The sequence below is a fragment of the Actinopolyspora sp. BKK2 genome, assembly GCF_011291845.1.
GTDB classification, from domain to species: domain Bacteria; phylum Actinomycetota; class Actinomycetes; order Mycobacteriales; family Pseudonocardiaceae; genus Actinopolyspora; species Actinopolyspora saharensis.
In genome coordinates this window covers 566,381-585,912 of the sequence record NZ_JAANTE010000002.1, presented here as the reverse complement: position 1 = coordinate 585,912, position 19,532 = coordinate 566,381, and the positions used below count along the sequence as shown (strand labels likewise).

Below are 19,532 nucleotides of genomic sequence, written 5' to 3'. Positions count from 1 at the left end.
GGGCTCAGCAGCCCCCGCCACCTCCGCCTCCGCCGGATCCACCACCAGCTCCGCATCCGCCGCCTGCGCCACCGCCTGCACCGCCTCCTCCGGGAGCAGCACCGCCGGCACCCGCACCGGGAAAACCCATTCCGGTGGTGTGGACGTGGTCCCCGCTTCGGGAGGAACGGCGGTCCCCCGCGGGAGGTCCCCAGGTGGGAGTCCGCTGCTTACCGCGCTCGACCATGAGCTCCCGAACCATGACGATCACCGTGACGGCCAGGAACAGCGCCAGGGCCAGCACGGGGATCCCGAGCACGAACAAGTTCTGCGGCATGACGGACTCACCCCACTGCGACGACACGTGTTCGAGACCACGAACCATACGCGCACGTCCGCCGATTCGGGGCGAATCAGACGATTCGCAACCCGGTTGTCGTAACCGGTCCCCGCGACACCCGCCTCGGGGGAAGTTCCGCGCGCGTTCCCGGAACGGCTGCGGATCGACGTGCTCCGCGCGGGAAGATCCGCGGCGCGGCGGGCTCCGATCAGAGCTTGACCAGGGGAACGCTGCCGATCAGCATCAACCGCAGGGTCCCGGAGTCGCCGAAGTCGATGGTGGCGGTGGCGCGCACACCTTCGCCCTCAGTGGACAGCACCGTGCCCAGCCCGTACTTGTCGTGGTTGACCCTGTCCCCCTCGGACAGCTTGATCGGCACCGTCTTCTTCCAGTCGGAGGAGCCGGAAGCTCGCTCGGCCGCGCCGCCGGACCTCCGGCCGTCCGCACCGTCCCTCGGTGACCAACTGCTCCGTTCACGCGGTGCCGAGCGCTCGTGCTCGACCCTGCGCCACTCCACCAGGTGCTCGGGGATCTCGGTGATGAACCGGGACGCCGGATTGGTCATCGGCTGTCCCCACGCGGAACGCATCAGGGCGCGGGACACGTACAGCCGCCGCTTGGCGCGGGTGATCCCCACGTAGGCGAGCCGCCGCTCCTCGGAGAGCTCGGCGGCGTCGCCCAACGCCCTGGTGTGCGGGAAGATCCCGTCCTCCCAGCCCACGGCGAAGACCACGGGGAACTCGAGCCCCTTGGCCGTGTGCATCGTCATCAGCGTGACCAGACCGTCCCCGTTCTCCGGCAGCGCGTCCGCGTCGGCGACCAGCGAGACCCGCTCCAGGAAGGCCCCGAGGGAGTCGTCGGGCAACCCCTCGTCCGCGTCCTGCTCGGGGGCCTGCTCGGGGCCCTGCTCCGCGGGTGCAGCTTCACCGGCGGCGGAGTCCCCGGAGGGCTCGGCCGCGGAATCCCTGGCGGCGGCCCGCGTCTCGCCGAACTCCCGCGCCACGGCGATCAGCTCATCCAGGTTCTCCACCCTGCTCGCGTCCTGCGGATCCTCGCTGCTCTCCAGCTCGGCCCGGTATCCGGTGCGGGCGAACAGGGTTTGCAGCAGGTCGGCGACCTCGGTGGTGGGCACGAGCTCGCGCAGCTCGTCCAGCAGGTCCACGAAACCGGCCACCGCACGTGCCGCGCGCGAGTTCAGCCGCGTGATCTCACCGCGCGCACCGTGCCGCAGAGCCGTCGCGAAGGAGATCCGCTCCTGGTCGGCGTACTCGGACAGCATCGTCTCCGCGCGCTGGCCGATCCCCCTCTTGGGAACGTTGAGCACCCGGCGCAGGCTCACGGTGTCCTCCGGGTTGTCCAGCACCCGCAGGTAGGCCAGCGCGTCGCGGATCTCGCGGCGCTCGTAGAAGCGCACCCCGCCGATCACCCTGTAGGGCAGACCGAGGCGGATGAACACCTCCTCGAACACGCGCGACTGGTTGTTGGTGCGGTAGAACACCGCGATGTCGTTGAAGGTGGCCTCACCCGAGTCGACCAGCCGGTCGATCTCGGCGGCCACGAAGGCCGCCTCGTCGTGCTCGTTGTCGGCCACGTAACCGACCAGGGGGTCGCCCTCACCGGCCTCGCTCCACAGCCGCTTCTCCCTACGGCCCGTGTTCGACCTGATCACCGAGTTGGCCGCGGACAGGATCGTCTGCGTGGAGCGGTAGTTCTGCTCGAGCACGATGGTGTGCGCCTGCGGGTAGTCGCGCTCGAACTCCTCGATGTTGCGGATCGTGGCGCCGCGGAAGGCGTAGATCGACTGGTCGGCGTCTCCGACGACGCACAGCTCACCCGGGGGCGTGCCCTCCGCGCTGGTCTCCGTGCCGACCAGCTCGCGGACCAGGGCGTACTGGGCGTGGTTGGTGTCCTGGTACTCGTCGACGAGGACGTGGCGGAACCGACGCCGGTAGTGCTCGGCCACGGCCGGGTGCTCCCGCAGCAGCGTGACGGTGCGCATGATCAGGTCGTCGAAGTCGAGCGCGTTGGACTCGCCCAGCCGCCGCTGGTAGGCGGCGTACACCTCGGCGACCTTGCGCTCCAGATCGTTGCCCGCTCGCTCCGCGGCGGTCTCCGGGTCGACGAGCTCGTTCTTCAGGTTGGATATCTGCCCGGCCAGGGTGCGCACCGGGTAGCGCTTGGAGTCCAGTTCGAGATCCCTGCTGACCAGGGTGATCAACCGGCGCGAGTCGTCCGCGTCGTAGATCGAGAAGTTGCTGGAGAGCCCGAGCACGTTCGCCTCGCGACGCAGGACGCGCACGCACATCGAGTGGAAGGTCGACACCCACATCGCGTTGGCGCGGCGGCCCACCAGCTCGGCCACGCGTTCCCGCATCTCGACGGCGGCCTTGTTGGTGAACGTGATCGCCATTATCTGCCCGGGGTGCGCGCCGCGCGCCTCCAGCAGGTGGGCGATCCGGTGGGTGAGCACCTTGGTCTTTCCCGAGCCCGCCCCGGCCACGACCAGCAGCGGTGATCCGCTGTGCAGCACCGCCTCCCGCTGCTGCGGGTTCATCTCGTCGAGCAACGGTTCTCCCGTCCGTTCCTGCAGCGCCTCGCGCGCGCGGCCGTGTCCCCCGGCGGGGGCCTGCTCCCCCGATCTCGCCGGGGAGTTGGTTCCCTCGGAGTGACCGGGGCCTTCGGCGGGGACGTCGAACAGGGTGCTCATCGGTAGTTCAGAGTACCGCCCGCCCCGGCGGCCACCGACGACAACCGCACCGGAACACCTCGGCCGCGCGCCCCGGGCGCAACGGGATTCAGCGGCGCGTTGTTCCACAGCTCCGCCCGGACGGTCCTCCCGGACGGGACGAACGCGCCCGGAGGAGGTCTCCCCCGAACGGCGGAACACCGTCGCCTTGGCCGCGGAGCGCCTCGGTGTGGCACACTGGTCGTGTGCTTACGCGGCTTTACCAGTTTTTCTACGGGCGCAGGACTCCGGCGCCCGTAGCTGTGTGAGCTCCATATCCACGACGCCCCGGAGTCCTCGGACCCGGGGCTTGCGCGTATCCGGGTCGAGCTCCAGGGCCGACGACCCGGAGGACGAAGTGAACACGCCTGTGGACAGCGATCAGAGCAACGCCGAGACGCCCGAGTCCGAGTGGTCCGCCGAGGAGAGTTCCGGCGAGAACCTTCGGGAGGAGATCGACCACCTCGACGAGGAGATCCTGCGGCTGGTCAAGCGCCGCGCAGAGGTGTCCCACCGCATAGGCACCGAGCGGATGGCGGCCGGAGGCCCCCGCATCGTCTACAACCGCGAGATGGACGTGCTCGCGCGCTACCGCGAGCTCGGCCCCGAGGGGCGTGAGCTGGCCATGATCCTGCTCCGGCTCGGCCGCGGCAGGCTCGGCCACTGAACCCCGTCCCGGGAATCGAGCGGTGAACCCGTTCGCGTCCACCCGCGCAGCCGGCACCGCCGCGAGCTCGCGGACGCGTGGCCGGCGCGGACGTCCCGACGTCGGGCGGTGGTGCTGCCCGACGTCGGGGCCCGCGGCCGGGTGCCGCTCCGGGGTTCCGCCGGCCGCGCCCGGCGAGCCGGGCCGAGAACTCGCGGACCCCGGCATCTCAGTGCTCCGGCACCTCAGTGCGCTGCCCAGCCACCGTCCATCGGAAACGAGGAACCGGTGACGGAAACGGCCGAATCACCGCACAGCCAGACGGCCAGTTCGGCGACCTCCTCCGGCTCGACCAGCCGCTTCACCGGGGTCCTTGCCAGCAGCACGTCGTCGATCACCTGTTCGCGCGGCACCCGGTGACGCACCGCGTGCTCGCTCACCTGCTGCTCGACGAAGGGCGTGCGGACGTATCCCGGGCAGATGCAGTTCGACGTGACCCCGTGCTCGGCCCCCTCCACCGCGACGGTCTTCGACAGCCCCTCGAGCCCGTGCTTGGCCGTGACGTACGCGCTTTTCAGCGGGGAGGCCCGCAGCCCGTGGACCGACGATATGTTGACGATGCGCCCCCACCCCCTGCGGTACATCCCCGGCAGGGCCGCGCGGATGATCCGGAACGGCGCCTGGACCATGACGTCCAGCAGCAGCGAGAACATCTCCGGCGGGTACTGGTGCACGGGAGCCACGTGCTGGAGGCCGGCGTTGTTGACCACTATGTCGGCCTCCTCCCCCAACCCGGCGACGGCCTCGGGTTCGGAGAGGTCCACGACGGTGTGCCGGGCGCCGATCTCGGAGGCGACCTCCTCCACCGATTCGGCCGCCCGGTCGGCGAGCAGCACCTCGGCACCCGCCGCCGCCAGTCTTCTGGACACGGCCGCGCCGATCCCGCTCCCCGCCCCGGTAACGAGCGCCCGTTTGCCCGCCAGTTCTCCCGCGGATCCCGCTCGTGGCCGGAACGCGGCAGCCGAGCTGTCACCCATATCAGCAAACTAGTGGTGATTCCGGCGCTGTCCAACAGCCGCACAGGGGTTTTCACTGCGGCATCCGATGGTCGTCCCACCGGCTCAGGACGAACGGGAAACACCTTCCCCGGGGAAATCCGTTGTACCCAACGGGCGCGGCAGCGGGCAGACTGAACGCATGGGCACGATTGTCGATGTTGTCGCTTTTCTGGTCACTCTCCTGGCCGTGCTGGCCGCGGCGGGGCACGCGGGTTATCTCGCCCTGCTCTCCAACGCGGCCCGGAAACGCCCCGGCGGGCAGAACGCGGTGAACTTCACCAAGAAACGCGCTCCCGTCGCGGGAGTGACGCTGGGGCTGGGCCTGCTGGCCCTGCTGATCTCCAGTGGCGGTGTCGCGGCCGACGTCTTCGCGATCCTGCTCGGTGGCGGAGCGGGCATCGGATCGATGACGGCGCTGCGCAGCACGCAGGCCGACTTCCACGCGGGGCGCTACTGAGGCGGGGTTCTCGGCTCGGTTCGCCCGGGCGGTGCGGAGGGCAGCGCGAACCGCTCGGGAACGCCCCGCGAGTGGCCGCGCCACCGGTCTGCGAACCGGTCCCGCCGGAGCAAGCGCTCGTCCCGGACCGAACCGGGGACCCCACCGTCGCTCGGTCCCCGGTGGACACGAGCGGGTTGTCCGCCCCAAGCGTGCCCGCGCTCGCCCATCCGTCGTCCGCCGCGACCGCGCCGGTGACGGCTCCTCTCCACGGGGGCGCCAGCGGTCACCGCGCGAACACCCATCGGCGCCCCGCTCCCGCTCGGGGGACGCGTTGCTCAGGAATGCGAGCAGCCAACCGAGCGGTAATCACCGATCGTGCCTAGGCCGACCCGTTGCGCAACGGATCACGGTTGCCTCTAGCCTGTCTCCATGACCGCCAAGCAAGATCGTCCTCCCGCTGCGCCCGGGCACGAGCTCGTGGCCACCGGCCGTCCCGGCCACGTCGACTCCGATGACCCGGGAACCGGCGCAGAACGCCGCCACGGTTCGACGCGCCGACTGCCCGGCTCCCTCCGGAGCGCGGGCGCGGTCTGAACGCGAGACGGGACGGAAAGTCGGTTGCGATGGACAGCGCCAAGCCGAACGGCTGGTCGGGAGAGCTCGACGACGCTCCCGAGGAAACCCCCGCTCCGCGGGGCGGCGCCCCGGAACGGCGGTGCGTGCGCCTGACGGAGTGCCGCGCGGCGAGAGCGGGAGCGCCGCCCGCCGGGTCCTCCTCCGCGGAGGAGGACGTGCTGCAGAAGTTCGACCTCGGCATGGTCCCGGCGTCGGTGACCCCGCCGCAGAGCTGGCGACGAGCCGGCTGGTTCGCCGTGCTGTCCTCCGCGGCCACTCTCGGCGGGATCGTGCTCGCCACGGTCGCCCTCGCCCCGCAGCAACCGATCCACCACACGGCCGAGGTGCCGCACATGCCGCGCGGTGACGACTACCCCCGCCCCGCCGCGCTGAGCGATCCGAGCGTTCCCGGCGGATGCGTCCCGGTTCCCCCGCCGCGCACACCGCGCTCCTCCTCCGAGTCTTCCCCCGCGGACCCGAGCACCTCGTCGAACAGCACCGACGTCCGGGCCGTCTCCCCACGACACGGGGATTCGGAGCTCCCCTCGGGGGAGCAGTTCGCACCGCAGTCCACCGAGAGCGACTCCGGATCGCCGGAAGCGGGGCCGGACGCGGACTCGCCCCCGGACCGACAGGTACCGACGAGCACGGGCAGCACCAGCTCGCGCCCCACTCCCGCGGAGTCCGCCACCGCACTGGCGGAGCAGCAGCACACCGCGACGACGAGGTGGTCCCGGATGCGCCGGCTCACCGAGCGGTACTTCTCCGAGATCGCCGCGGGCGATCTCCGCAGTGCCCACCGCATGACGGGAGGAAGACTGCGCCGCGCGGACTTCGCGGAGTTCTCCGCTCCCTACCGGGGCGCGGAGGAGATCGAGATCGTGGCCACCACCGCGGCCACGGACAGCACGGTGACCGAGCTGCGCATCGAACGGGACGGGACGCCCCGGACCACCCACCGGCGCCTGAGATTCGACGAGGACCGACGCCGGGTGATCGCCGACGTCCCGCTGTCCGACGGCGCTCCCTCCGGCCGGTCCTCATGAGCCGCCGCTCGGGTGGAGCGCGACGGCCGCTCCCACCGAGGCGGCGAGCTCGACAGCAGCAGGAACCGCCTGGACAACACCACCTCACCGGAGGGGAGGACGACATTCCGGCAGCACCGGAGCGGGAAACCGCGCAGCGCCCGGAGCGGCCTCAGGTGAACGGAACCGCCGGCCGCTCGACGTCCGACACGCGCTTCCCGCGCTCGGCGCGAGCGGCGGCCGGGGCGCTGGCCGCGTTCCTCGCTCTGGGGGGCGCCGGGATCATCGGCACCGTGCTCTCCGAGTCGGTCACGCGCCCGTCGGGGTGGACCGCCCGCAAGGGGGCGGCCGGTTCCACCGCGCTCCGGGTCGACGTGCTGTTCGAGCAGGCCGGCTGGTCCCCACCACGACTTCCGCCCGAGACACCCCGGTCATCCGCGAGCCGGACGCGGGCCGCGGACTCCTCGGCCGATCCCCCGCCCGAAAGCGCGCGGGAGTCCACCGGGGTGGTGCGCGAGTTCTACCGTCTGCTGAGCAGCGATCCGGCACGGGCGCTGAGCCTGGTCTCGGCGAGCCTCACGGACCGCCAACGCCTCCGGATAGCGCGCGGTTGGCGTGCGCTGAGCTCGATCCGCCCGCAGGAGATCGTCCCGACCGGGAACGGAGAGGTGCTGGCCACCGTGGCGGCGCGCGACGAAGCGGGGACCGGCATCGCGCTGCGGCACTCCTTCTCGATCACCCGCGGCAGCGACCCGCGGATCTCCCGGGTGCGGCTGCGGGCGGCCCGGCTGCAACGCGCCGGCGAGCGGGGCTGAACGGCCCCGCTCCATCCCCGCACGGAGCGCAGTGAGCGGCTTCACACGCTTCCGCCCGGCGCACGCGGCTTTCACGCACGAAGACGGGACGGCTACCGCCAGAACACGTTCCGGCCGGTATTCTCACAACGATGCGGCAACGACCGCCACATCTCCGGTGCCTGCCGGTCCGGGAGGAGTGGGTGGGATCCGCCGTCGACACGAGCACAGCGACGCCGCCGTGCTCCGCCGATTTCGAGAACTTCGGGCCGCGACCGGTTCCCCGTGGACTAAGCTGCCGCATCACGGGCGGTCGACTTCGGTAGCCGGCCGGGCCCGCACAGTGAACGTGTACATGTCGGAGGGCCGCGCACGGCCCGCGAAAAATCCACCGATCCCGACGAACCACCGGACCGGCACAGCCGGCTCGGCAGGGAGTGGGACCGAGAGCAGTACGGGGAGACGTCGGTGAGCGACGAAGGTCGCCTGGTCGCCGGACGCTACCGGGTGCAGCGGCGCATCGGCAGCGGCGCGATGGGTGTTGTGTGGGAGTGTGTCGACGAACGCCTGCAGCGCACGGTCGCGGTCAAGCAACTGGTGATGCAACCCGGCCTGGAAGCGGCCGAGGCGGAAGAAGCACGGCAACGGGCGATGCGCGAGGGGCGCATAGCGGCGCGGTTGCAGCACCCGCACGCGGTGTCCGTCTACGACGTGGCCGAGGAGGAGGGGCAACCCGTCCTCGTGATGGAGTACCTCCCCTCCACGAGCCTGGCCGCGATGATGTCCGAGCACGGCCCGCTGCCCCCACGTGAGGTCGCCCGCATCGGTGCCCAGGTGGCGGACGCCCTCGGCGCCGCGCACGCGGTCGGGGTGGTCCACAGGGACATCAAACCGGGCAACGTCCTCCTCGGCGAGGACGGCACGGTCAAGATCACGGACTTCGGCATCTCGCGGGCGCAGGGAGACATCTCGGTCACCCAGACCGGGATGCTGGCTGGCACCCCCGCTTATCTGTCCCCCGACGTGGCGTGCGGCAAGGAACCCAGCGGGGCTTCCGACGTGTTCTCCCTCGGGGCCACGCTCTACGCGGCCATCGAGGGGCGTCCGCCGTTCGGGCAGAGCGAGAACACCCTCGCGCTGCTGCACGCCGTGGCAGCGGGCAAGGTCGAGCCCCCGCAGCAGGCGGGCCCGATGACCGACCCGCTCATGGCCATGTTGCAGGCCAACAACGAGGACCGCCCGGACATGGCCCAGGTCAGGCAGATGCTGCAGGCCGTGTCCGAGGGGCAGGCCGTCACCTCGGTCCCGAGCAGACCCGTTCCCATCCCGCCCGCGATGTCGCCGGGCACGGCAGCGGCCACCGAAACCACCCCCGCGAACAACGGGGGCGGCACCATGGTCGCCGGTTCCCCGCAGGAGGACGATCTCTACAGCGGTGGGGACACCCGCGCGACCAACGCCTACCTCGGCTCGGACACCCGGGCGGACTCCGCGGTGAACAAGCGCCGCGGCAAGGGGCCGCTGGTGGCCGCGGGCGTGCTGCTCGTCGCGGCCGTCGCCGCGGGGATCCTGGTCGTGACCTCGTTGCTCGGCAACGACAGCGGAGGTGACCGGGTCACTCCCGCCGGCGGGGAGACCAGCAGCGAGCGCACCACCACCTCCACGACCACCTCGGAGCCGACCACCTCGGAGCGGCAGTGGGGCGGCTACACCGAGGACGAGGACTACTACGAGACCACCCGGGAGCAGGAGACCACGGAGGAAGAGGAGACCAGCACGACCACCTCCCCGACGGAGACCTCCACGTCGACTCCGAGCTCCGAATCCTCGACTTCCACCACTGAAACGCAGGAGACGGACACGACGACAACCACCACGGACACGGACGCGGGCAGTACCGTCGACGAGTCGACCGATTCTCCGAACGGAGCGGACTCCAGCGCTGAGTGAGTCGGTTCGCCAACCGCCTTGCGGGGGCTCGTCGTTCACGCAGTACGGTTGGACCCGTCGTGTGACGCTGGCCCGTCCGCGGGCCCAACCAGTCCATCCAGTCACCGACACCGCCAGTACCGGGGAGAGCTGTGAGCGACGAAGGTCGTCTGATCGCGGGACGCTACCGGCTGCACAAGAGCATCGGCAGCGGTGCGATGGGGGTGGTTTGGCGCGCGGTCGACGAGCGCCTGCAGCGCACCGTCGCGGTCAAGCAGTTGTTGCTGCAGCAGGGGCACACCGAGGCCGAGACCAGGGAAGCCCGCGAGCGTTCGATGCGCGAGGGCCGCATCGCGGCCCGGCTGCAGCACCAGAACGCCATCGCGGTTTTCGACGTGGCCGAGGAGGACGGGCAACCCGTCCTCGTGATGGAGTACCTGCCCTCCACCAGCCTGGCCTCGCGGATCTCCGACGGCGGGCTGCTTCCCCCGGTCGAGACCGCGGGCATCGGAGCTCAGGTCGCCGGGGCGCTGGCGGCCGCGCACCTGGCCGGGATCGTGCACCGGGATCTCAAGCCGGGAAACATCCTGATCGGTGAGGACGGCACCTCCAAGATCACCGACTTCGGCATCTCGCGCGCCGTGGGCGACGTGGCCGTGACCAAGAGCGGGATCCTCGCCGGCACCCCGGCCTACCTCTCCCCCGAGGTGGCGCTGGGGCGGGATCCCGCTCCCGCCTCGGATGTGTTCTCCCTCGGTTCCACGCTCTACGCCGCCATCGAGGGACATCCGCCGTTCGGGATAGACGACAACGCCATCAGCCTGCTCCACCGGGTTTCCCGCGGCCAGGTGGAGTACCCGCGTCACGCCGGGCCGATGACCCCCGCGCTGATGGAGCTGCTGCGTGCCGATCCGGTGGAACGTCCCACCATGGCGCAGGCCAGGGACATGCTGCAGGCCGTGCACGACGGCAGACCCGTTCCCGGTGTCCAAAGCAGACCTCAGCCCCCAGCAGCACCACCGCCCCACCCGGGCGGCAATCCCTCCCCGTCGCCTTCACCCGGGATGATGGGGCCCTCCGCTCCGCCCCCTCCCGCGCAACAACCTCCCTCGGCCGCTCGACAGCAGCAGCCCACCGCGGCCGCCCCCGCCGCCGGTCCCTCCGCCGCGTCTCCAGCCGCATCTTCCGCTGCCTCTCCGCCCGCGGCGAGTCCCCCCACGCGAGTGGGATCCCCCGCGCGCAGCGGGGTTGATTCCCCCCGGGTCAAGCGGGCGCTCATCGGATGGGCCGTGGCCGTGGTGCTGGCCGCCCTGGTCGGAATACTGGTCGCCAACGCGGTCGCCTCGGAGGAGAGGAACGGTTCTCAAGCGGTTTCCGCCGGAACGCGGAGCAGCTCCGTGAACAGCTCCGGCCCGGCGAACGAGGCCGAGTCCTCCGCGAGCGCGGAGAGCAACGGGACCACGAGCACCACCTCCACCGAGACCACCACGAGCACCACCGAGTCGACGAGCTCCTCGAGCCCAAAGTCCGCGAAATCCTCGAAGACCTCGAAGTCCGTTTCGGACAAATCCCTGGCCCGGACCGTCCGCAAGTACTACGCGAAGGTGACCGAGGACACCGACGCGACGTGGAAGATGCTCGGTCCGCAGCTCAAGTCGGTGGGCAAGGAGGACTACGAGGAGTTCTGGGACTCCATCGAGGACGTCAAGATCGTCAACGGACCGCGGGTCGACGGGGACGACAGGGTGCATGTCGTGCTGCGCTACAAGCGGGAGGACGACAAGAGCAGCACCGAGAGGCACGTCCTCGGCATGATCGTCCGGGGCGGAGAACCGCTGATCAACACCGACAGCGGGGTCAGCTGACGGACCCCGGCGGCTGAGCAGCCCTTCGGGGCGTTCCGCGGCGGCAGCGAGCGCCACCGCCCTCACCCGGCCGCTTTGGAAAGCGTCTCCAGCAGAATCCGCGTGCTGGACAGCCGCGCCACCGATTCCCGCACCGCGACGTGGATCCGTCGGACCGGCTCGGGTTTGCGCAGCGAGCGCACCGCGACGTTCGGGTGCACCGGGTCCAGGCCGAGTCGCGGGATCAGCGACACCCCCAGCCCGGCGGCGACGAACCCCTGCGCGGCCTGCGGACTGTCCGGTTCCAGCGTGACGTTGGGCGTGATCCCCGCGGCGGCGAAGGCGTCCTGGAGCGATTCGGCGCAGGGCCCCTGCGTGAACGACTCCTGGACCCACGACTCCCCGGCGAGGCTGCCGAGGTCGACGGGGTCCTGCGCGCACAGCGGGTGCCCCTCCGGGAGCACGAGCCGGTAGGGTTCGTCGATCAGGTGGGTCACGCGAATCCCGCTGAGCGCGGGAACCTCCCGCCCGACCACGAACACGGCCACGTCGGCCGCCCCCTCGACGAGCTGTTCCAGCAAGCCGTCCTCCCGCATGCCCAGGTCGAGCCGCACGTCCGGGCAGCGCGCGCGGAACCCGGCCACGGCGGGAGGTATCAGGGCGATGCCCGCGCTCTGGAAGAAGCGGACCCGGAGCACGCCGGTACGCCCCGCCCGTCGTTCCGCCAGCTCGGCCTCGGTCTCGGTCAGGATCTCGGAGAGCTTCCTGGCCCGTTCGGCGAGCATGGTGCCCGCCTCCGTGGGGCGGATCCCGCGCCCGGCCTTCTCGAACAGCGGCAGGCCCGCCTCGCGTTCCAGGACCCCGAGCTGCTGGCTGACGGCCGAGGGCGTGTAGCCGAGGTTGTCCGCCGCCGCGCTCACCGAACCGCTGTTGACCACCGCACGCAGCACCTGCAGCCGTCGGACGTCCAACACGTCCACGACCCTACAGCAGAACTGAAAGGTCGGTGAAGCAAAATCCACTTGTCCTAATCGGTAGGGACCAGCATGGTGGTTCCCGGGCCGAAGCCGCCCGGGAGCACGACCGTGGAGGAGATCTTGAACAACCGCGCCAATTACGTGCGGCTGATCGTTCTCGCCCTGCTGTGGGGGGCGAGCTTTCTGTTCATCAAGGTGGGGCTGCAAGCGCTGTCCCCGACCCAGGTGGCGTTCGCGCGGATCGCCCTCGGGGCCGTGGTGCTGACGGCGCTGTGCGTGCTCGGCGGTGGACGCCTGGTCGGGTTCGGCTCGAAGCAGGAACGCCGCCTGTGGCGGACCATCGCCGTGGCCGCGGTGTTCAGCAACGTGGCGCCCTGGATCCTGTTCGGACTCGGTGAGCGCACAGTGGACTCGGGCCTCACCGGCGTGCTCAACGCGACCACACCGCTGTGGACCGTCCTCTTCGGCCTGCTCTACGGAACGGAGCGCTCACTTCCGGCCGCCCGGCTGCTCGGGCTGCTGCTCGGCTTCTCCGGGGTCGTGGTGATCCTGGCCCCGTGGCAGGGCGCCGGCGGCCTGCTCGGCTGGGGCGTGCTCGCCTGCCTCGCCGCAGCCGCCAGCTACGGCATCGGTTTCGTCTACATCGGTCGGAGCCTCAGCGGTGCCGGGCTGTCCGGCCGCCCGCTGCCCCCGCTCACGGTGGCCGCCATGCAGATGACGGCCGCCACCGGGATCGCACTGCTCACGCTTCCGGTCGGCGGGCTGGCACCGATCAACCCCGCCCCGCTTCCGCTGCTGGCGGTGGCCGCGCTCGGGGTGTTCGGCACCGGAGTCGCCTTCGCGCTGCACGTCCGGATCATCTCCGACGAGGGGTCCACCACCGCGTCCACGGTCACTTATCTGATGCCCGCCGTCTCGGTGGTGCTCGGCTGGCTGGTGCTCGACGAGGCCTTCGGTCCCCGCATGCTCGCGGGCATGGTCGTCGTACTGCTCGGGGTGGCGCTGAGCAGGACCAATGCCCGCAGCCCGCGCGGGAGGAACCGCGCGGCCGCGGCCGAGCCGAGCGAGCCCGCCCGCAGCTGACCCGGTGAGCGTCATCGGCACCCGGCCCCCTGCCCCCACGCGCGAAACGTTCTCCCTGGGACGGCTCCAGTGACAGGCGCTCCCAGCAGAAGGGCCGCTACCCGATGTCGGGGCACCCGCAGCCGGGCGCCGACCGAGGTCCCGCCACCGGCACCGCCACGCAGAGCAAGTCCCCGAAAAGCCTCCACCCCAACGCAAGCGCTCTGAGCCTGCGCAGCCGGCACCGCCGCGGGTTCTCTCGTGGTGCTCTCGCGAGGAAGGCCCGACGTTGTGTAGGTGCCTACCCGATGTCGGGCCTCCCCGGAGCGAGAGCCCGCGAGAGGTTCCGCCACGCAACCACCCACGACAAGCCAGTCCCCGAAAAACCTGTCACTCCAACGCAAGCGCTCTGATCCCGAGCAACCGGCACCGCCGCGGGTTCTCAGTCGAGTGCCCGGCGAGGACGGCCCCGACGTTGTGTAGGTCGCTACCCGATGTCGGGGCACCCGCAGCCGGGCGCCGACTGAGGTTCCGCCACGCAACCACCCGAGCAACAGGACCCCCACACACCCGCGAACTCAAATTAGGCGGCGATCGGAGGCCCACTTCGACAACTCGTACCTGTTCGACAGCTGCGTCTTGCGCAGGACGCTGGAGACGTGGGTTTCGACCGTCTTCACCGAGATGAACAGCTCGGAGCCGATCTCGCGGTAGGCGTAGCCGCGCGCGAGCAGCCGCAGCACCTCGCGTTCCCTGCGGGTCAGCTGGTCCAGCTCGGGGTCGCCCACCGGGGCGGAGTTCGGGCCTTCCGCGAAGGCGTCCAGCACGAAGCCGGCCAGCCGGGGTGAGAACACGGCGTCCCCGTCGGAGACCCGGCAGATCGAGTCGGCCAGCTCCCGCCCGGAGATCGTCTTGGTGACGTAGCCGCGCGCTCCACCGCGGATCGTGGTGATGACGTCCTCGGCCGCGTCGGAGACGGACAGCGCGAGGAAAACCACTTCGGGGCACCGCTCGCGCACCCGCCGCAGCACCTCGACACCGCCGCCGTCCGGCATGTGCACGTCCAGCAGCACTACCTCGGGACGCAGGTGCTCGATCCCGGCCACGGCCTCGGCCACCGAACCGGCCTCGCCGATCACCCGCACCCTGTCGTCGGCCGTGCCCAGTTCGGCGCGAACCCCGGCGCGGAACAGCGCGTGGTCGTCGACGATGTAGACCCGCACCGCGGACCGCTCCTGCTCCGCCTCCCGGCTTTCCGGGGACTCGTCGTGCTCTTCGGTCATGGATCGAGCTCCTTCACTGTCACCTCTCGGGGGAGCGCGGGAGGTCGAGGTGTATCTCGGTCCCCGCTCCGGGTGAGGTGCGCAGGCGCACCCGCCCCCCGTTGCGTTCCATCCTGCCCCGGATCGAGTCGGCCAGACCGTGCCGATCCTCCGCGACCTCGTCCGGGTCGAATCCCGCTCCTCTGTCCCGCACGAACAGCTCGGCCCGTTCCGGTTGCAGTTCGGCGTAGACGCTGACCTCGTCGACCCCGGCGTGCTTGGCCGCGTTGACGACGGCTTCCCGCGCGGCCGCCAGCAGCGCCCGCAGCGAGTCGTCCAGCCGACCGTCCCCGACGACCACCGGTCGCACCGCGACGTCGAAGTCGTCCTCGATCTCGCCGCAGATGCGCCCCAACTCGGTCGAGACCGTCTCGGCGACCGCGGCTGGTTCCACGGTCTCCTCCGCCCCGGTGTCCGGGCCGGAGGAGGTGGGCATCGCCACCGGGGCCTCGGTCATGCGCCGGGAGGTCCGGCTGTAGCCGCCGGGACCGTAGAGCCACTGGCGCAGCTCCCGCTCCTGGCTCCTGGCGAGCCTGCGAACCTCCCGCTCCGAGGAGGCCTGCTTCTGGATCAAGGCCAAGGTCTGCAGCACGGAGTCGTGCAGGTGCGCCGCTATCTCGGCCCGCTCCTGCGATCTGATCCTGGTGGAGCGTTCCACGTCGAGGTCGCCGACCAGCCTCATCCACCAGGGCACGGTGAGCACGGCCATCCCGACCAGGGTGGCGCTCACCGCGGCGAGAACCACGGGAATCTCGCTGCCCGCCGCTCCCCGGACGAAGAAGAACAGGCCGATGACCACCAGCAGCGCCCCGGCCAGCACCCGGAGTCGCGCGGCGCGCCCGCCGTCGGCCAGCGTGCCGAGCACGCTCGACCTGGCCTCCCGGCGCCACTGGTCGCGCTGGGACTCGTCCGCCTCCCGCCAGAGCACGGCGCCACCGACGAGTATCGAAGCCAGGGTCCCGACCAGCCACGGGGGGACGGCACTGGCCGAGGCAACCACCACGGCCAGTCCGATGCCGAGGACCAGCAGCACCAGCCCCTGCTGACGTTCCCGCACCGAGGCCTGCCCGCCGGTGTCCGCGCGCTGGCGCACGAACACCCACAGCAGGCCGTAGGCCAGCACCCCGGCACCACCGAAGGAGGCCAGCACGGCGAACGCGGCCCGCACCCACAGCACGGGGAGTTCCAGGTGCCGCGCGATCCCCGCGGCCACCCCGGCCACGATCCGTCCGGAGCGCAGGCGGTACAGCCGGGGCTCTTCCTCCACCGAGGAGTGGTAGGGCCGGGTCCGTGCCTCCGGTCCGCTCGCGTCCCCCACACTCGGGGAGCGCTTCTTGGGACGTCTGGATCGGACCTGCACGACATCGATGGTTGCACGCGCTCCCACGGCCCGACATCGGGGAAGCGCGCGATCGTGTGCGGGGGATTTCAGGGGATTCCCCGAGGACGAGGGGACGGATGCGCACGCAGGGTGGAAGCATGAGCGGACCAGTGGGCGACGACGGGACCGAGGCCTCCGGACGGAGCGGCGGCCCCGGGAGAGGTGCCGAATCCGGCGGGGAGGGATTCCAGGACGTGCTGCGGCGGGTCTGGAGCACTCGCCCCACGCGCACGGACGGGAACCGCAAGATCGCCGGGGTCTCGGCCGCGCTGGGTGAGCGCTACGGAATCGACCCCGTGCTGTTCCGGGTCGGTTTCACGGTCGGCACCTTCTACGGCGGGGCCGGGCTGCTGCTCTACGTTCTGCTGTGGCTGGCCCTGCCGAAGCTGGATTCGAGAACGGGCAGGGTCCGGGACAACTCCCCGGTGCTGCTGGTGCTGGCCGCGCTGCTGCTGGTGCCGACCATGTTCGCGATGTTCGACCTCCCCAGCGTGTTCGGTCTGCTGCTCGGCCTGCTCCTGCTGTACCTGCTGCACCAGCACTACAGCGGTCGAACTCCCCCGTCCCCGCCGGCCGGGACGGCCGCGGCGCCGAGCGGTCGCACCACCACGAACGTCGCTCCGAACCCCGCGGCCGACGAACCCGCCACCGCCTGGGTCTACCCGGGCGGGGAAACGACGGAGACGACGGCCGCGCACAGCGCGGCGCCCGCCGCGGAGCCCCCAGCTCCCGCCGCGGCGCACACCCCTCCTCCGGAAGGTCCGCCCCCTTCCACGCCCCCGCCGGTTCCGGAGCCACCACGCTCCCGTCCGTCCGGGAACCGCTCGCGCCGCTCGGTGACGCTGATCACTCTCGGGGTCGCGCTGCTGGCTGGAGGCTTCGCGGTGGCGCTGAGCCTGTCCCCGGTGCAGGTGGGGGCGCTGATGCTCGGCGTGCTCGGTTGCGGAATGCTGGTGGGGGCGTTCCTGCGCGGAGGCAGGGGACTGATCGCCTTCGCGATCCCGCTGGCTCTGCTGAGCACGCTGGCCGGCTTGCTGCCTGCCGATCCGTGGCAGGGGGTCAGCAGGGTCACCGCCACTCCGAACACGGCTGCCGAGCTGGCGCCGAGGTACTCGGAACCGATGGGCAGCATCACGCTGCACCTGGACCACATGAGACTGCGAACGGACGAGCAGGCGCACTCCGCGGTGCACTTGGGTGCGGGAACCACGACCGTCTACCTGCCGCGGAACGCGGACGCGCACGTCACCTGCTCCGCGGACTTCGGTTCGGTGAACTGTCTCGGCCAGCACGGCTCCGGCCGCCACGTGCTGCTCCACAACACCGATCTCGGAGCGGACGGCCCCGGCGGGGGCACGATCGAGCTCGATCTGAGCACGAAGACAGGCACCGTGGAGGTTTTCCGTGACTGACGACCGACCTGACCAGCAGAGCGGCCCCGAGGCTCGGCCCACCGGAGCGCGGCGTTTCGGGCTGGACCCGATCGCGCTGACCGCGGGGATCCTCACCGTGGCGACTTCGGTCTACCTCCTGCTCGGAGGGACGTTGACCGCCCAGCGGATGCTCGCCTTCGGCGCCGTCGCCGTCGGGGTGCTCATGCTCGCCAGCGCGCTGCGGCGGCACTGACGCCGCCTGCCGGTGGTCCGGGCCCGTGCGAGCGGGCCCGAACGCCACCGGCGGTCACTCCCACTCGATCGTCCCCGGCGGCTTGGACGTCACGTCGAGGGTCACCCTGTTGACCTCGGACACCTCGTTGGTGATCCGGGTGGAGACGCGTTCGAGCACCTCGTAGGGCAGCCGGGTCCAGTCGGCCGTCATGGCGTCCTCGCTGGACACCGGGCGAAGCACGACCGGGTAGCCGTAGGTGCGCCCGTCCCCCTGCACGCCCACCGACTGCACGTCGGCGAGCAGCACCACGGGGCACTGCCAGATGTCGTGGTCCAGACCCGCGGCCGTCAGCTCCTCGCGGGCGATCGCGTCCGCGGCGCGCAGCGTGGCGAGGCGCTGCTGGGTGACCTCGCCGATCACCCGGATCGCCAGTCCCGGCCCGGGGAAGGGCTGGCGCTGCACTATCGTCTCCGGCAGGCCGAGCTCGGAACCGACCCTGCGCACCTCGTCCTTGAACAGGGCGCGCAGCGGCTCGACGAGGTCGAACTGCAGGTCCTCGGGAAGGCCGCCGACGTTGTGGTGGCTCTTGATGTTGGCGGTTCCGGTTCCCCCACCGGACTCCACGACGTCCGGGTACAGCGTTCCCTGGACCAGGTACTCGATCCGCTCCCCGGCCTCGCCCGCCTCGGTCTGCAGGTCCCGCGCGGCCTGCTCGAAGGTCCTGATGAACTCGCGACCAATGATCTTGCGCTTCTCCTCGGGGTCGGTCACCCCGGCCAGCGCGTCGGTGAACTGCTGCACGGCGTCGATCACGACGAGCCGGGCGCCCGTGGCGGCGACGAAGTCGCGCTCCACCTGGGTGCGCTCACCGGAGCGCAGCAGCCCGTGGTCCACGAAGACGCAGGTCAACCTGTCCCCGATGGCCTTGTTGACCAGCGCGCCCGCCACGGCCGAGTCCACCCCTCCGGAGAGGGCGCAGATGGCCCGCGCGTCACCGATCTGCTCCCTGATGGCGGACACCGTCTCGTCCACGATCGACGTGGTGGTCCAGCGCGGGCGGATCCCCGCGATCTCGTGCAGGAACCTGCGCAGCACCCCCTGGCCGTGCGGGGAGTGCGCCACCTCCGGGTGGTACTGCACCCCGGCCAGCCCGAGCTCGGGGTTCTCGAAGGCGGCCACCGGGGTGTCGGCGGTCTCGGCGATGACCCGGAAGCCGTCCGGGGCCTCGCTCACGGAGTCACCGTGACTCATCCAAACCGGGTGGTGCTCGGGCAGCTCCTGGTGCAGCGTGCCCCCCGCGGCGCAGACGGTGAGGTCCGTCCTGCCGAACTCCCTGGTCCCGGTTCGCTCGACCGTTCCGCCCAGCGCCTTGGTCATGGCCTGGAATCCGTAGCAGATCCCGAAGACCGGCACGCCCGCGCGGAACAGCGCGTCGTCCACCTCGGGGGCGCCCTCCTCGTGGACGCTGGCCGGACCACCGGACAGCACCACGGCGGCGGGATCCCTGCGCAACATCTCCTCGACCGGGGTGTCGTGCGGGACCACCTCGGAATATACCTGCGCCTCCCGTACCCGGCGGGCGATCAGCTGCGCGTACTGCGCGCCGAAGTCGACCACCAGGACGGGGCCGCTGCCGGATCGTCCTTGCGCGGAATCCTGTCCGGCGGGGTCGATGCCCCCTGCGGTGTCGGACACGACGTCGAACCTCCAGGTGAGAAAACTACGCTGGTCAGCGTATTGTCCCAGGTCCGCCGAATGTGGCGGCATCACCCCCTGCGGTCGACGCGT

At 71.2% G+C, this 19,532-nt stretch carries 17 protein-coding genes; 10 read left to right on the top strand and 7 right to left on the bottom strand.

Annotation, left to right across the window (positions count from 1 at the left end; genetic code table 11):
- Positions 1-4: 4 nt before the first annotated feature.
- Together G9Q41_RS06545 and G9Q41_RS06540 are read right to left on the bottom strand one after the other, a co-directional pair.
- Positions 5-316, bottom strand: coding sequence for a hypothetical protein (locus G9Q41_RS06545; protein ID WP_165631744.1), 312 nt, complete (start codon positions 314-316; stop codon positions 5-7).
- Positions 317-527: 211 nt separating this feature from the next.
- A complete protein-coding gene (locus G9Q41_RS06540; RefSeq protein WP_165631793.1) occupies positions 528-3,026 on the bottom strand; it encodes a UvrD-helicase domain-containing protein in 2,499 nt (832 codons plus the stop codon).
- A gap of 376 nt (positions 3,027-3,402) precedes the next feature.
- On the opposite strand from G9Q41_RS06540, the gene G9Q41_RS06535 reads away from it, so the two are divergent.
- Entirely contained in the window at positions 3,403-3,711 is a 309-nt protein-coding gene (locus tag G9Q41_RS06535; RefSeq protein WP_165631794.1) for a chorismate mutase, read from the top strand.
- A 224-nt stretch (positions 3,712-3,935) separates the two neighbouring features.
- Here G9Q41_RS06535 and G9Q41_RS06530 read toward each other — a convergent pair whose 3' ends face one another.
- Positions 3,936-4,727: a 3-hydroxybutyrate dehydrogenase gene (locus tag G9Q41_RS06530; RefSeq protein WP_092526246.1), complete on the bottom strand. Its 792-nt coding sequence runs from the start codon at positions 4,725-4,727 to the stop codon at positions 3,936-3,938.
- A gap of 160 nt (positions 4,728-4,887) precedes the next feature.
- Between G9Q41_RS06530 and G9Q41_RS06525 the strand changes: the two genes are divergently transcribed.
- From G9Q41_RS06525 to G9Q41_RS06500, 6 genes are all read left to right on the top strand, one after another.
- Positions 4,888-5,205 carry a hypothetical protein gene (locus tag G9Q41_RS06525; RefSeq protein WP_165631795.1) on the top strand — a complete coding sequence of 106 codons (318 nt, stop codon included), beginning with the start codon at positions 4,888-4,890 and terminating at the stop codon, positions 5,203-5,205.
- 411 nt (positions 5,206-5,616) lie between these two features.
- The gene (locus G9Q41_RS06520) at positions 5,617-5,781 is read left to right on the top strand and encodes a hypothetical protein (RefSeq protein WP_165631796.1); all 165 of its coding nucleotides are present in this window, start codon (positions 5,617-5,619) and stop codon (positions 5,779-5,781) included.
- Between the two features lie 29 nt (positions 5,782-5,810).
- Positions 5,811-6,848: a hypothetical protein gene (locus G9Q41_RS06515; protein WP_165631797.1), complete on the top strand. Its 1,038-nt coding sequence runs from the start codon at positions 5,811-5,813 to the stop codon at positions 6,846-6,848.
- A gap of 155 nt (positions 6,849-7,003) precedes the next feature.
- Positions 7,004-7,642, top strand: a complete 639-nt coding sequence (locus G9Q41_RS06510) for a hypothetical protein (protein ID WP_165631798.1) — start codon at positions 7,004-7,006, stop codon at positions 7,640-7,642.
- Between the two features lie 447 nt (positions 7,643-8,089).
- Positions 8,090-9,571, top strand: coding sequence for a serine/threonine-protein kinase (locus G9Q41_RS06505; protein WP_165631799.1), 1,482 nt, complete (start codon positions 8,090-8,092; stop codon positions 9,569-9,571).
- 131 nt (positions 9,572-9,702) lie between these two features.
- Positions 9,703-11,415, top strand: a complete 1,713-nt coding sequence (locus G9Q41_RS06500; RefSeq protein ID WP_165631800.1) for a serine/threonine-protein kinase — start codon at positions 9,703-9,705, stop codon at positions 11,413-11,415.
- 62 nt (positions 11,416-11,477) lie between these two features.
- On the opposite strand, the gene G9Q41_RS06495 is transcribed toward G9Q41_RS06500, so the two are convergent.
- A complete protein-coding gene (locus G9Q41_RS06495) occupies positions 11,478-12,368 on the bottom strand; it encodes a LysR family transcriptional regulator (RefSeq protein WP_165631801.1) in 891 nt (296 codons plus the stop codon).
- Positions 12,369-12,479: 111 nt separating this feature from the next.
- Here G9Q41_RS06495 and G9Q41_RS06490 point away from each other — a divergent pair, with 111 nt between their 5' ends.
- A complete protein-coding gene (locus tag G9Q41_RS06490; RefSeq protein ID WP_347567458.1) occupies positions 12,480-13,454 on the top strand; it encodes a DMT family transporter in 975 nt (324 codons plus the stop codon).
- A 557-nt stretch (positions 13,455-14,011) separates the two neighbouring features.
- Here the strand turns inward: G9Q41_RS06490 and G9Q41_RS06485 are convergent.
- Together G9Q41_RS06485 and G9Q41_RS06480 are read right to left on the bottom strand one after the other, a co-directional pair.
- The gene (locus tag G9Q41_RS06485; protein ID WP_092526227.1) at positions 14,012-14,716 is read right to left on the bottom strand and encodes a response regulator transcription factor; all 705 of its coding nucleotides are present in this window, start codon (positions 14,714-14,716) and stop codon (positions 14,012-14,014) included.
- Between the two features lie 19 nt (positions 14,717-14,735).
- Complete coding sequence (locus G9Q41_RS06480) at positions 14,736-16,115, bottom strand: ATP-binding protein (RefSeq protein WP_245695905.1); 1,380 nt, start codon at positions 16,113-16,115, stop codon at positions 14,736-14,738.
- 119 nt (positions 16,116-16,234) lie between these two features.
- Between G9Q41_RS06480 and G9Q41_RS06475 the strand changes: the two genes are divergently transcribed.
- A complete protein-coding gene (locus G9Q41_RS06475; RefSeq protein ID WP_242687140.1) occupies positions 16,235-17,548 on the top strand; it encodes a PspC domain-containing protein in 1,314 nt (437 codons plus the stop codon).
- Positions 17,541-17,762 (top strand): hypothetical protein, encoded by a 222-nt coding sequence (locus tag G9Q41_RS06470; RefSeq protein WP_165631804.1) that lies wholly within the window; start codon positions 17,541-17,543, stop codon positions 17,760-17,762. Before G9Q41_RS06475 ends, G9Q41_RS06470 begins: the two co-directional genes overlap by 8 nt.
- A 54-nt stretch (positions 17,763-17,816) precedes the next feature.
- On the opposite strand, the gene guaA is transcribed toward G9Q41_RS06470, so the two are convergent.
- Complete coding sequence (gene guaA, locus G9Q41_RS06465) at positions 17,817-19,418, bottom strand: glutamine-hydrolyzing GMP synthase (protein WP_165632099.1); 1,602 nt, start codon at positions 19,416-19,418, stop codon at positions 17,817-17,819.
- Positions 19,419-19,532 lie beyond the last annotated feature (114 nt).

Bases quoted from the DNA above. Each gene is read 5' to 3' on its own strand.
- G9Q41_RS06475 (WP_242687140.1), top strand. From the start codon at position 16,235: ATGAGCGGACCAGTGGGCGACGACGGGACCGAGGCCTCCGGACGGAGC.
- G9Q41_RS06530 (WP_092526246.1), bottom strand. From the start codon at position 4,727: ATGGGTGACAGCTCGGCTGCCGCGTTCCGGCCACGAGCGGGATCCGCG.
- G9Q41_RS06515 (WP_165631797.1), top strand. From the start codon at position 5,811: ATGGACAGCGCCAAGCCGAACGGCTGGTCGGGAGAGCTCGACGACGCT.
- G9Q41_RS06485 (WP_092526227.1), bottom strand. From the start codon at position 14,716: ATGACCGAAGAGCACGACGAGTCCCCGGAAAGCCGGGAGGCGGAGCAG.
- G9Q41_RS06540 (WP_165631793.1), bottom strand. From the start codon at position 3,026: ATGAGCACCCTGTTCGACGTCCCCGCCGAAGGCCCCGGTCACTCCGAG.
- G9Q41_RS06525 (WP_165631795.1), top strand. From the start codon at position 4,888: ATGGGCACGATTGTCGATGTTGTCGCTTTTCTGGTCACTCTCCTGGCC.
- G9Q41_RS06545 (WP_165631744.1), bottom strand. From the start codon at position 316: ATGCCGCAGAACTTGTTCGTGCTCGGGATCCCCGTGCTGGCCCTGGCG.
- G9Q41_RS06520 (WP_165631796.1), top strand. From the start codon at position 5,617: ATGACCGCCAAGCAAGATCGTCCTCCCGCTGCGCCCGGGCACGAGCTC.